Source organism: Neisseria sp. P0018.S001 (genome assembly GCF_051957355.1).
GTDB classification, from domain to species: Bacteria; Pseudomonadota; Gammaproteobacteria; order Burkholderiales; family Neisseriaceae; genus Neisseria; species Neisseria subflava_A.
The window spans coordinates 1-12,010 of record NZ_JBQCWN010000016.1 but is presented as its reverse complement, the minus strand read 5'-3'; the positions used below and the strand labels follow the sequence as shown (position 1 = coordinate 12,010).

Here is a 12,010-nt window from a genome sequence, read left to right as displayed (position 1 = left end):
AAGGGGGTATTGTAGCGGAAAATAATGAATTAGGCCGTCTGAAAGAGGGTGTTTCAGACGGCCTTAAGGGAATTTAACCTTTAAATACGGGAACAAGTTCCATTTGGCTCAATATTTGGGCGGCAATGTTGATGATGCCGAAGAGGAAGACCCAAACCATCAGCCAGAATCCGCCGTAAACTTTGTAGTTTTTGCCGGCGCCGAATTTATGGCGCGAGCGGTAGAGCAGCATGGCGGGGATGATGCCTGTCCAGATGGTTGCGGCTAGGCCGACGTAGCCGATGGCGGTAACGAAGCCGGTAGGGAAGAGCAGGCAGGAAATCAAAGGCGGCAGGAAGGTCAGTGCGGCGGTTTTGGTGCGGCCGGAGATGCTGTCGTTCCATTTGAAGATGTCGGCAATGTAGTCGAACAGGCCGAGCGTTACTCCGAGGAAGGACGTTGCAATCGCCATGTAGGAGAACAGGGTCAACACTTTGTCCATATTGCCGGTTTGGGCGAACTTGGACAGCGTTTCGATCAGGACGGAAACTTGGCCTTCGGCGGCGATAACCGGTGCAAACTCGCTGCGCGGCAGGTTGCCTTGGATGGCGATTTGCCAGAGGACGTAAATCACCAAGGCAATCAGCGTACCCGACCACAGGGATTTGGCCACTTTGGGCGCGTCGCCTTTAAAGTATTTGAGCAGGCTGGAAACGTTGCCGTGGAAGCCGAATGAGGCAAGGCAGACGGGCAGGGCGGTGGCAACATAAATCCAGTAGCTGGTGCCGGAAGGGGCTTGGGTGTCGAACAGGACAGGCATTTTGGCATCGGCAATCAGGCCGCCGGTTGCCCAGATGAAGGTGAGTACCATGCCGCCGATGAGGATGCTGGTGAAACGGTCAACCAAGCGTGCGGATGCCCAAACGCAAAAGGCGAGAATGCCGAAGAAGACGAGTTGGCCGACGGTGAGCGAAATTTCGCCGCCTACCGCGCTGCCGATGCCTTTGGCAGTCAGGTCGCCGCCGACGAAGATGTAGGCGTAGGTGAGCAGGTATAAAACGAAAGCGACAGCAACGCCGTTGATGACGTTCCAAGTCGGGCCGAGCAGGTCTTTAACCATGGTGTCGAAGCTGGCACCGTGCGGATAATGGGTGTTGACTTCCAAAATCATCAGGCCGCTGGAGAGCATGGAAAACCAGGTGTACAGCAACACGGCCAGCGAGCCGGTAAACCATACGCCGGAAGTGGCGGTCGGGTTGGCAAGCATGCCTGCGCCGATAACCGTACCGGCGATAATCATCGCGCCGCCGAATAGGGATGGGGTTTTGGTTGACATTGTTTATCTTTCTTCTAGAAATGCGTGGCTGCCATTATGCCGTAAAGTGTAAGAAAAGGTAAAGCAAAGGCCGTCTGAAAACCCGATTGTCGTTTTCAGACGGCCTTTGATGTGTATAAATGCAACTGATTAAATCAATTTTCGCAGTTTCAATTCGTTTTTCAAATAGGCGTAATAAACCGGCGCGACGATGATGCCGCCGATGCCGAAAATGCGTTCAAAGACGACCATTGCCACCAGCAATTCCCATGCGCTGGATTCGATTTCCGAGCCGATGATTTTGGCGTTGAGGAAATATTCGAGCTTGTGGATGACAACAAGGAAAACCAGCGAGGCGAGTGCGACGTAAAGCGATGCGCCGAGGCTCAAAATAATGATAATGGTGTTGGAAATCAGGTTGCCCGCCACCGGAATCAGACCGACGATAAAGGCGACGATCAGGACGGTCATTTTAAACGGCAGCTCAACACCGAACAGCGGTAAAACCAAGTAAAGGTACAGGCCGGTCAGGAAGGTGTCGATCAGTGAGATTTTGACTTGGGCGAGGAATACGCGTTCAAAGCTGGTTTCAAAATTGACGATGCGCCGCATCAATTCGGCTTTAAACAGCGGCATTTTATGGCGGTTTTTGCGCATTTCCAGGCGGTGGAAACTGAGCATGGCGCCGATAATGATACCGATGAGGATGTAGACGAAGGACGTGATGCTGTTTTTACTGATACGGGTCAGCGCGGCGCGGTATTCTTCAATCAGCTTGATCGCCGAGGCTTTGATTTCGGTCATATTGTTGGGCAGCATATTGAGAATAGCCGCAGGCAGGTCTTGGCTGTTTTTGGTGTCTTCCAAAATCGCCGCCAGCTTGGCCAACATAAAGCCGACATGGCCGCCGTGTATCAGGTGGTAAATGCCCAAAGACATCATCGTGATGATGCTGAACACGATGGCCAGCGTCAACGTAGTGGAAATCAGGTTGATATTGTGCGCATTGAGCGATTTATGCAGCCGAGTGTTACGCGGCAAAACACGGCGGCGGAGTTTGAGGATGACGCCGTTGGTGCGCGTAATAAAGATATAGGTCAGGATAACCGACAGCAGCAGCGGCAGCAAATGGTAGTGCAAGACAATCAGCAAAGCCAAACCCATCAGGATATAGGAAGCGTTGCGGAAAGTCGGGTTGTCGGTGTGGGAAGAGAGTAAGGACATGTGAAGCCGATAAGGTAAAAAGCAAAAAAAACAGGTCAGGCCGTCTGAAAAATCATGTTCAGACGGCCTAACTTAATGACAGTGATTAATCGTGCAATGAGGCCGCGTGTACCGTGTTTTCCAATAAAGTAGCAATCGTCATCGGGCCGACGCCGCCGGGAACGGGCGTAATCATGGAAGCGCGTTCTTTGGCGACATCAAACTCCACATCGCCGCACAGGCTGCCGTCGTCCAAGCGGTTAATGCCCACATCGATAACGACTGCGCCGGGTTTGACCCATTCGCCTTTAACGAAATTCGGAATGCCTACGCCGACCACCAAAATATCTGCGGCGGCAACTTCATTGGCAAGGTTTTGCGTGGCGCTGTGGCAAATGGTTACCGTCGCGCGGGACAGCAGCAATTCCAACGCCTGCGGGCGGCCGACAATATTGGATGCGCCGACGACGACGGCCTTTTTGCCTTTCGGGTCGATACCGTAGGCTTCCAACAAAGTCATCACGCCTTTGGGTGTGCAAGGGCGCATCAGCGGCATTTTGACGACCAGGCGGCCGACGTTGTAAGGGTGGAAGCCGTCCACATCTTTATGCGGCTCGATACGCTCCAAAACCGCTTGGCTGTCGATGTGTGCCGGTAGCGGCAGTTGCACCAAAATACCGTCGACGGCAGGGTCGCCGTTCAATTCGTCCACCAGTTTCAGCAAATCGTCTTGCGTGGTTTCAGACGGCAGCTCATAAGAGCGCGATTCGATGCCGCTTTTTTGGCAGGTCAGTTTTTTATTGCGTACATAAACCGTGCTGGCAGGGTCGTCGCCAACCAATACCACCGCCAAGCAAGGTGTGTGCAAACCTTTTTCCTGACGCGCTTTTACCGCCTGCGCGACCGCCTCGATGCGTTGCTGGGAGATTTTTTTTCCGTCTATAAGTTGTGCAGCCATGATTTTCCTTCTAAATAGGGACAAATATTGTGTTTAAATTATCGCATTTTTCAGACGGCCTGACACAAAAGAGTAGCCCTGATTGTGAAGTATAAAAATAAATAACGATTAAAAATAATAGGATAATCAAAAAATGAAAAAATAAAGCAAAGTAGGTGTTGACCGGGTTAAAAAGGGTCTGTATAGTTCAGGTCTTCAGTCGGGGCGTAGCGCAGCCCGGTTAGCGCATCTGCTTTGGGAGCAGAGGGTCGTGAGTTCGAATCCCACCGCCCCGACCACAAAATTCTTCGCACGAATCGGCATGAGCGCCCGTAGCTCAACCGGATAGAGCACCGACCTTCTAAGTCGGGGGTTACAGGTTCGATTCCTGTCGGGCGTGCCAATTTTTACGGTGGCTGTAGCTCAGTTGGTAGAGCCCTGGATTGTGATTCCAGTTGTCGTGGGTTCGAGCCCCATCAGCCACCCCAGATGAAAGCCTGCATATTGTATGCAGGCTTTTTTCCGTTTATACCCGAATTTTACTTCAGATTTAATTGGGTTTCAAAAATAGTATTTATCAAACCGTTTTATCATGGCATCGGCAAAAATGGCGTTTGCTGTGTTATCAAATATCAATGAATACGCAGTCAAGCCCGAATATTGTACCGTTCGGTATCTTTTTATGGCGTTTCGCCGTTATCCTTTATAATACCCCGATTATTTTCTGTTTCATTCCCAAAGGAACCGCATCATGTCCGAATGGTCAGCTCCAGAATTTGAATCCAAAATCTGTCCGCCCGAAAAGCTGGCGGAGCGTTTGGCGGCATTGCCCCGTCCGCTGGTGTTTACCAATGGCTGTTTCGATATTCTCCATAGGGGCCATGTAACGTATCTGGCGCAGGCGCGATCGGCCGGTGCGGCTTTGGTGCTGGCGTTGAATACCGATGCTTCGGTGCGCCGTCAGGGCAAAGGGGATGATCGCCCGATTAATCCTTTGGAAAACCGCGCGGCAGTGGCAGCGGCATTGGCGAGCGTGGATTTGGTCACTTGGTTTGATGACGATACGCCTGCCGCGTTGATTGAAATGGTCAAACCCGATGTATTGATTAAAGGCGGCGACTGGCCTGTGGATAAGATTGTCGGTGCGGCCGAGACGTTTGCGCGCGGCGGCAAAGTGTTTTCGATTCCGTTTTTACACCAGACTTCGACCACCAAAACGTTGGCGAAAATCCGCGAAGCCGGAGGAGGCGAATGACGGATTTGAACAGCCGCCATTGGGCCTTGCTCGCCGCGCTTTCAGACGGCCTGCCGCAACACGTTTCTCAGTTGGCGCGCGTGGTCGGTATGAAGCCGCAACAATTAAACGGATTTTGGCAGCAGATGCCGGGGCATATCCGCGGTTTGCTGCGTCAGCACGACGGGCAATGGCGCTTGGTGCGCCCTTTGGCTGTGTTTTCCGAAGAATCTTTGCAACAAATGGCCGGCAAACAGGGTTTTCGTGCGCAGTTGAAACACGAATGTTCGTCCAGCAACGATGAAATCATGGCGTTGGCGCGCCAGTCGGCAGATTTGGCGCATAAGGCCTTGTGTGTGGCGCATTTCCAAACCAAAGGCCGCGGACGGCAAGGGCGAAGCTGGGTCAACCGACAGGGCGAATGTCTGATGTTCAGCTTGGGCTGGGCGTTTGACAAGCCGCAGTATGAGCTGGGTTCGCTGGCGTTGGTGGTGGCATTGGCTTGTCGCCGCGCGCTTGCCGATATCGGTTTGGACGTAAATATCAAGTGGCCGAACGATTTGGTCGTGGCCAACGATAAATTGGCCGGTATTTTGATTGAAACGGCGCGGGTAGATAATAAGACTGTCGCCGTCATCGGCATCGGTATCAATTTTGTATTGCCGAAAGAAGTTGAAAATGCCACTTCCGTGCAGGCCTTGTTTCAGACGGCCTCTAAGCAGGGCGTAAGCGTCAAAACCTTATTGAATGCGGTATTGGTGCAACTCGATGCGCTGTTGAACGAATACGCGCAAAACGGATTTGCATCATGTGTCAGCGAATACAATGCCGCCAACCGTGACACGGACAGGCCGGTGTTGCTGCTTCAGGAAGGACGCGTTGTACATGAAGGCGTGGTCAAAGGCGTGGATGCGCAAGGCGCGTTGCGTTTGTTGACGGACAAGGGCGAAAAAACCATTGTCAGCGGAGAGATCAGCTTGCGTCCGGATAACCGCCCGGTACAACCTGCCACCGCCAAGCCGGAACGCTTTTTGCTGCTGGACGGCGGCAACAGTCAGTTGAAATGGGCGTGGGTGGAGAACGGCACATTTTCCGAAGTCGGCCGTGCGCCGTATCGTGATTTGACCCAGCTGGGTGAAGAATGGCTGCAATTTGCCGATGAAGATGTGAAGATTGTCGGTTGCGCCGTGTGCGGTTCGGTAAAAAAAGCGATGGTCGAAGAACAATTAACCCGTCCGGTCGAATGGCTGTCTTCCATGCCGCAGGCCTTGGGTATCCGCAACCATTATCGCCGCCCTGAAGAACATGGTTCTGACCGTTGGTTTAATGCGCTGGGCAGTCGTCGCTTTACGCAAAACGCCTGCGTCGTCGTCAGCTGCGGTACTGCCGTAACCACCGACGCGCTGACGGAAGACAATCATTATCTCGGCGGCACCATCATGCCCGGTTTCCACTTAATGAAAGAGGCGATGGCGCTCAAGACCGCCAACCTCAACCGCCCCATCGGCAAGGTATATCCGTTCCCAACCACAACGCCGAACGCCATTGCCAGCGGCATGATGGATGCCGTTTGCGGCGCGTTGATGATGATGCATGGCCGTCTGAAAGACAAAACGGGCGAGGGCAAACCGGTCGATATTATTATCACGGGTGGCGGCGCGGCCAGAGTCGTGCAGGCGCTGCCGGAGTCATTCGTTCATGACAATCAAGTGAAAATCGTCGATAATCTCGTGATTCACGGGCTCTTGCATTGGATTGCCCATCGCAACGGACAATAAAAAGGAAAACGCATCATGAAATGGCTGTTTGCGGTCTTGGTCGCACTCAACATCATTGTTTTTGGCAGCATGGTTGCCTATCGGACACAACATAAAACCGCCAAACCCGAATCTGCCTTGGAAGGCGGTACGCACGAATTATTGCGCCCGTCTTCTTTGGACGCGCCCAAAGCCGAGCCGCAGCAGGCATCGCAACCCGATTGGGTGGTGGTCGAATCAGACGGCCTGATTATGGCCGAACCTGAATCCGAAGAAGCGGAAGCCTTGCGTAAAAAGCAAGAAGCGCAGCAGTTGAAAGAGAAAAAAGAAAAAATGCGCCACGAGAAAGAGGCGCAAGAGCGTCGCGCCGCTGAAGAAGAGATGGGTGCAGCCGGCGTGGAACTCTTGTGTACCAGCAGCGCCACCGTGGTGATGGATGAAGATGATTACCACCGCATCAAAGGCCTGTTGGGCAAATGGCCTCATGCGGCCAGCCGCAGTATCGAAAAACGCAACGGCGCATCCGGTGGCGAGACTTCATCCAAAACCTTCCGCGTGGTCTTGCCTGCCGACGGCGACACTTCCGCCCAGCTTGATGCCTTGGGCAGCCGCGGCTTTAGCGGCAGCATTCACAACGGCGAAATCAGCGTTGACGTAACACGCAGCCGCTCTTCCGCCCAAGTTTTGATTTCACGCTTGTCTAGCGCAGGTTTCGGCGGCGCGCGTATTGTCGAACAGGAAGACAGAAGCGCACCCGATACCGGTTTGAGCGTGGCGCGCATGACCGTGGTCTTTATGGCGGTCGACGAGCGCGATGCACAAGACATCAGAAACATTGTTGGCCGTTATGGCAAATTGAACATGAAAACCTGCCGATAATCAGGTCTATTCGGTTTCAGACGGCCTGATCAGCAGCCGGCCAAGCCTGATAAACCGAACGCTGCAAAACACGAAACCCACTGTATCGGCAGTGGGTTTCATGTTTTTCGGTTTTGAGTATCTGATATAAAGGGGAACAGGTATGTTTCGTATATGCGCACTCCGAGTATCAAGAGATAATGGGGAAGAGGGGGATAAAATCTGTCGTTTAATGGCTCGGATTAGGACGTCTTCCGAGTGGTTTTGATTATACGCTAATAATAACTATTATCAATAGCAAAATTGAAAAAATAATGGATTTTGCCGTAATAATTTGTTTTTTATGAAAATTTAATTTCAGTATCGGCTTTGCCATGATTGAAAAGGCCGTCTGAACGTCAAACAAACAGGCCGGTTGAAATAGGGTAAGGCAAGCATTTCAACCCTATGTTTCAGACGGCCTTTTGATTTGTTTCAATCACTCATAAATCCAAGCAATCAACATATCCAAAGCCATATAAAATACCGTATAATCAAGGCCAAATTAACTTTGCCTGCTTGTCGGGCCGTCTGAAAAATTATGCAACAAACCTACGCCGCCGTACAGCGAGATTTGCTCGAAGCCAACCATCTTTCCCCCGATTTGCTCGCCCAAAGCCTGAGCATTATCGGCGCCAACCATGTCGATTATGCCGACATCTATTGCCAGCGTACTGCCTATGAAAGTTGGCATTTGGAAGAAGGCATCGTCAAATCGGGCAGCTTCCAAATCGATCAGGGCGTGGGCGTGCGTGCCGTTTCGGGCGATAAAACTGCTTTTGCCTACGCCGACAGCCTGTGTATCGATTCGATCAACCGCTCTGCCAAAGCCGTGCGCGTGATTGGTGCGGCCGGCGGCGAGGCCAGCGTCAAAGTGCCGACACCTGCCTACGGCAAGCCTGTCCACATGGCGATTGACCCTATTGCCAGTCTTGATTCTGCTGCCAAAGTCGCGCTGTTGAACAAAGTCGAAACGCTGGCCAAAGCCGCCGATCCGCGTATCGTGCAAGTGATGGCCGGTTTGACCTGCGAATACGACATGGTGTACATCGCCCGTTTGGATGGTAAACACGCTGCCGACATCCGCCCGATGGTGCGCATGAATGTAACCGTCATTGCAAAGCAGGGCGAGCGTCGCGAGCAGGGCAGCGCAGGCGGTGGCGGGCGTTATGATTTGGCGTATTTCGATGAAAACTTGGTGCATCGGTTTGTCGATTCCGCTGTCAAACAAGCCCTGACCAATCTCGAATCCCGTCCTGCGCCTGCCGGCGAGATGACCGTCGTTTTGGGCAACGGCTGGCCGGGCGTGTTGCTGCACGAAGCGGTCGGACATGGTTTGGAAGGCGATTTCAACCGCAAAGAAACCAGCGTTTTTTCCGGCCGTATCGGCGAGCGCGTGGCCGCCAAAGGCGTGACCGTTGTGGATCAAGGCGATATTGCCGACAGACGCGGTTCGCTCAATATCGACGACGAAGGCAACGAAACCCGTCGCACCGTATTGATTGAAGACGGTATTTTGGTCGGCTATATGCAGGACGAAACCAACGCCCGCCTGATGGGCACGCAATCGACCGGCAACGGCCGCCGCGAAAGTTACGCTTCCGCTCCTATGCCGCGCATGACCAATACCTTTATGGAAAACGGCGGCTATGAGCCGGAAGAAATCATCGCGTCCATCGACAAGGGCATTTACGCTGTCAACTTCGGCGGCGGACAAGTGGACATTACCAGCGGCAAGTTCGTGTTCAGCGCATCCGAAGCGTGGTGGGTGGAAGGCGGCAAGCTGCAATATCCTGTCAAAGGAGCGACCATCATCGGCAACGGCCCCGAAGTGCTGAAACACGTTTCCATGATAGGCAACGACTCCGCGCTCGACAGCGGCATCGGTGTCTGCGGCAAAGAAGGGCAGAGCGTTCCTGTCGGCGTCGGACAACCGACCCTGAGGATTGATGCCGGGCTGACCGTCGGCGGTAGCGAAATTTAAACGGCAGGCCGTCTGAAAGTTTTTCAGACGGCCTTTTACATTAGGATAAAACCATGCAGGAACAGAATCGGAAATCAAGTTTTCCCATAGTGATGTTGCTGGTGTCGGTTGCCCTGTGGATAGCGTCTTTGTCCAATGTTGCATTTTATTTGGACAATCATGAAAGCATGAAGGGTGTGACCGTTTTGATTTTGGGGTCGATATTTGCTTCTTTGGATATCAGGTATTGTGCGGCCTATGCGAATTATGTTTGGTTGGCAGCCATTGTTTTGCTGGCGTTGCGGAAGAAGGTCGTGCCTGTCCATGCGGCGCTTTGGGGCTTGGCGTTGGTGGCTTTCAGTGTGAAAGCCGTACACGTCGATGAAGCAGGGAATACATCGGATATTGTGCGCTACGGTGCAGGATTTTATTTGTGGTATGCCGCATTTGCGGTTGCCACCATCGGCACGTTTGCCGGAAAGAATAAGGAAAGAAAAGCCACAACGCTGGCAGATGGGGCGAGAAATGACGCTTGATGAATGGTTACGCCAATCGGCACTGCCCAAAAATGAAGCGCGGATGTTGTTGCAATATGCGCTGGGTTATACGCGCGCGCAGCTGGTGACACGCGGTACGGACGATTTGGCAGAATCTGCCCTGCAAACCTTGGAGGCTTTGGCACAACGCCGTCTGAAAGGCGAGCCGATGGCCTATCTGTTGGGCGAACGCGAGTTTTACGGACGACGTTTTGCCGTCAATCCCCATGTGCTGATTCCCCGTCCTGAAACCGAGCATTTGGTGGAAGCCGTACTCAAACGCTTGCCGCCGCAAGGCCGTGTGTGGGACTTGGGGACAGGCAGCGGCGCCATTGCCGTGACCGTCGCGCTTGAACGCGGTGATGCCGATGTTCGTGCATCCGACATCAGCGTCGGTGCTTTGGATACTGCCCGTCAAAATGCAGCCGAATTGGGCGCAAAAGTCGAGTTTGCGCAGGGTTCGTGGTTTGATACCGACAGGCCGTCTGAAGGCCGATACGATGTGATTGTTTCCAATCCGCCGTATATCGAGGATGGCGATGAACATTTGTCTCAAGGCGATTTGAGGTTTGAACCGCAAAATGCGTTGACCGACTTTTCAGACGGCCTCAGCCATATCCGCCACATTACCCAAGAAGCCCCAAAATACCTGAAAGCCAACGGCTGGCTGCTGTTTGAACACGGCTATGATCAAGGCGAAGCAGTGCGGAACATTATGCTGGAGAACGGTTTTGCCGAAGTGGCAACCGAACAGGATTTGGCTGGATTGGATAGGGTCACGCTGGGGCGTTTGCCTGCTTAGTGGGCATGGTTTGTCGGAATTAAAAAAGGGCGTGTCGATCACGCCCTTTTTGTTTTCTGGTTTGTCTGTTCAGACGGCCTGATTTAACGCCAAGCAGCGACGAACTCCGCCCAGTGTTGTTTTTCTTCGGCTTGTGCGGCCAGATAATGTTTGATGCGTTTGATTTCGACTTCGTATTCGTCAGCATCGAGCGCGCCGCTCATCATGCGAAAGCGCATATACATCAGGTAGGTATTGGCGGCATCGGTTTCACAATAATCGCGGATGTCTTTCAGACGGCCTGCATGATAAGCGTCCCAAACTCTGCTGCCATCCATGCCCAGTTTGCCGGGGAAGCCGCAGAGTTTGGCCATATCGTCCAAAGGCACGCTGGCACGCGGTTGGTAGAGGGCGAGCAAATCCATCAGGTCGCAATGGCGGGTATGGTAGCGGCTGATGTAGTTGTTCCACTTAAAGTCGCGGCTGTCGCCAAAATCGCCGTCGCCCATGTCCCAATAGCGGGCGGCGCTGATGCCGTGTATCAGGGCGCGGTAGTGGAGGACGGGCAGATCGAAACCGCCGCCGTTCCAGCTGACGAGTTGCGGCGTATAGTTTTCGATGACCTCGAAGAACTTGGCAATCATGACTTCTTCGCTGTCTTCGGGATCGCCGATGGTGCTGACGCGGATTTTGTCCTGACCCCAGCGCATACAGCAGGAGATGGCGACAACTTGGTGCAGATGGTGTTGCATAAAGTCGCTGCCGGTTTTGGCGCGGCGTTGCTGTTGGGCAAACAGGACGACTTCGTTGTCGGGCAAATCGGCAGGTAAATCGTAAAGCTGGCGGATGCCGTTTACGTCGGGAATGGTTTCGATGTCGAAGGCTAGTATCGGAGTCATGGCGTGATCGGGTTGGATAAGGGATGATGTCATTGTGGCATGACGGCGCAGATAAAAAAAGAGGCAATCCCCCACAGGATTGCCCCAATACCTCAAATCAGAGATTTACGCTTCACAAACAATACAGGCTTTCACCTGCGGCTTTACAGATGCAGCTCAACTCTGCATCGGTAAACTTTCATTTCGGGCATTGCACCGAAATCCTCTAAAATACCGCAATTTCTTGCAATATCAGAAAACTGCTTACAAAAGTATCTAAAACCGGCTAGGCCGTCTGAACGTTTTGTAATTTGATGTAGTGAAATTTACGCGAATTTTTACAGTTTGCCAAGTATTTTTTTCTGAAGGCTTGTTTTAGTATAAATTTCAGGTATTGTCATATTTTTGCAATTATATTTCATAATTATTTTAAATTTAGATATTTATTTTGTTTTTTTAAATTTTAATTTAATTTAATTTCATATTTTGAATGATTAAAATGCATTTTTTCAGATGAACTGTTTTATAAT

10 protein-coding genes and 3 tRNA genes are annotated in these 12,010 nt (G+C 52.3%); 9 read left to right on the top strand and 4 right to left on the bottom strand.

Annotated elements, in window-relative coordinates; all coding sequences use genetic code 11:
* Positions 1-73 precede the first annotated feature (73 nt).
* The 3 genes from ACTHTJ_RS09625 to folD form a co-directional block, all read right to left on the bottom strand.
* Positions 74-1,315 (bottom strand): aromatic amino acid transporter, encoded by a 1,242-nt coding sequence (locus ACTHTJ_RS09625; protein WP_070584592.1) that lies wholly within the window; start codon positions 1,313-1,315, stop codon positions 74-76.
* A gap of 129 nt (positions 1,316-1,444) precedes the next feature.
* Positions 1,445-2,518, bottom strand: a complete 1,074-nt coding sequence (locus ACTHTJ_RS09620; RefSeq protein ID WP_070584594.1) for an AI-2E family transporter — start codon at positions 2,516-2,518, stop codon at positions 1,445-1,447.
* Between the two features lie 85 nt (positions 2,519-2,603).
* Positions 2,604-3,455 carry a bifunctional methylenetetrahydrofolate dehydrogenase/methenyltetrahydrofolate cyclohydrolase FolD gene (gene folD, locus ACTHTJ_RS09615; protein ID WP_070584596.1) on the bottom strand — a complete coding sequence of 284 codons (852 nt, stop codon included), beginning with the start codon at positions 3,453-3,455 and terminating at the stop codon, positions 2,604-2,606.
* A 200-nt stretch (positions 3,456-3,655) separates the two neighbouring features.
* Between folD and ACTHTJ_RS09610 the strand changes: the two genes are divergently transcribed.
* From ACTHTJ_RS09610 to prmC, 9 genes are all read left to right on the top strand, one after another.
* A tRNA-Pro gene (locus tag ACTHTJ_RS09610) sits at positions 3,656-3,733 on the top strand.
* 27 nt (positions 3,734-3,760) lie between these two features.
* Positions 3,761-3,837, top strand: a tRNA-Arg gene (locus ACTHTJ_RS09605).
* 9 nt (positions 3,838-3,846) lie between these two features.
* A tRNA-His gene (locus ACTHTJ_RS09600) sits at positions 3,847-3,922 on the top strand.
* Positions 3,923-4,182: 260 nt separating this feature from the next.
* On the top strand, positions 4,183-4,689 hold the full coding sequence (locus ACTHTJ_RS09595) for an adenylyltransferase/cytidyltransferase family protein (RefSeq protein WP_141745162.1): 507 nt from the start codon (positions 4,183-4,185) through the stop codon (positions 4,687-4,689).
* The gene (locus tag ACTHTJ_RS09590; RefSeq protein WP_070584598.1) at positions 4,686-6,446 is read left to right on the top strand and encodes a bifunctional biotin--[acetyl-CoA-carboxylase] ligase/type III pantothenate kinase; all 1,761 of its coding nucleotides are present in this window, start codon (positions 4,686-4,688) and stop codon (positions 6,444-6,446) included. Before ACTHTJ_RS09595 ends, ACTHTJ_RS09590 begins: the two co-directional genes overlap by 4 nt.
* A gap of 15 nt (positions 6,447-6,461) precedes the next feature.
* A complete protein-coding gene (locus tag ACTHTJ_RS09585) occupies positions 6,462-7,304 on the top strand; it encodes a cell division protein (RefSeq protein WP_070584600.1) in 843 nt (280 codons plus the stop codon).
* Positions 7,305-7,863: 559 nt separating this feature from the next.
* Positions 7,864-9,306, top strand: coding sequence for a metalloprotease TldD (tldD, locus tag ACTHTJ_RS09580; protein ID WP_036492608.1), 1,443 nt, complete (start codon positions 7,864-7,866; stop codon positions 9,304-9,306).
* Between the two features lie 53 nt (positions 9,307-9,359).
* Complete coding sequence (locus ACTHTJ_RS09575; protein ID WP_070584602.1) at positions 9,360-9,821, top strand: hypothetical protein; 462 nt, start codon at positions 9,360-9,362, stop codon at positions 9,819-9,821.
* Positions 9,811-10,623, top strand: coding sequence for a peptide chain release factor N(5)-glutamine methyltransferase (gene prmC / locus ACTHTJ_RS09570; RefSeq protein ID WP_070584604.1), 813 nt, complete (start codon positions 9,811-9,813; stop codon positions 10,621-10,623). The genes ACTHTJ_RS09575 and prmC overlap by 11 nt, the downstream gene beginning before the upstream one ends.
* 83 nt (positions 10,624-10,706) lie before the next feature.
* Here prmC and ACTHTJ_RS09565 read toward each other — a convergent pair whose 3' ends face one another.
* Positions 10,707-11,501, bottom strand: a complete 795-nt coding sequence (locus ACTHTJ_RS09565) for a 3'-5' exonuclease (protein ID WP_070584606.1) — start codon at positions 11,499-11,501, stop codon at positions 10,707-10,709.
* Positions 11,502-12,010: the final 509 nt, after the last annotated feature.

Coding starts and splice junctions, on each gene's coding strand:
- prmC (WP_070584604.1), top strand. CDS start 9,811: ATGACGCTTGATGAATGGTTACGCCAATCGGCACTGCCCAAAAATGAA.
- ACTHTJ_RS09585 (WP_070584600.1), top strand. CDS start 6,462: ATGAAATGGCTGTTTGCGGTCTTGGTCGCACTCAACATCATTGTTTTT.
- tldD (WP_036492608.1), top strand. CDS start 7,864: ATGCAACAAACCTACGCCGCCGTACAGCGAGATTTGCTCGAAGCCAAC.
- ACTHTJ_RS09565 (WP_070584606.1), bottom strand. CDS start 11,501: ATGACTCCGATACTAGCCTTCGACATCGAAACCATTCCCGACGTAAAC.
- folD (WP_070584596.1), bottom strand. CDS start 3,455: ATGGCTGCACAACTTATAGACGGAAAAAAAATCTCCCAGCAACGCATC.
- ACTHTJ_RS09625 (WP_070584592.1), bottom strand. CDS start 1,315: ATGTCAACCAAAACCCCATCCCTATTCGGCGGCGCGATGATTATCGCC.
- ACTHTJ_RS09590 (WP_070584598.1), top strand. CDS start 4,686: ATGACGGATTTGAACAGCCGCCATTGGGCCTTGCTCGCCGCGCTTTCA.
- ACTHTJ_RS09575 (WP_070584602.1), top strand. CDS start 9,360: ATGCAGGAACAGAATCGGAAATCAAGTTTTCCCATAGTGATGTTGCTG.
- ACTHTJ_RS09620 (WP_070584594.1), bottom strand. CDS start 2,518: ATGTCCTTACTCTCTTCCCACACCGACAACCCGACTTTCCGCAACGCT.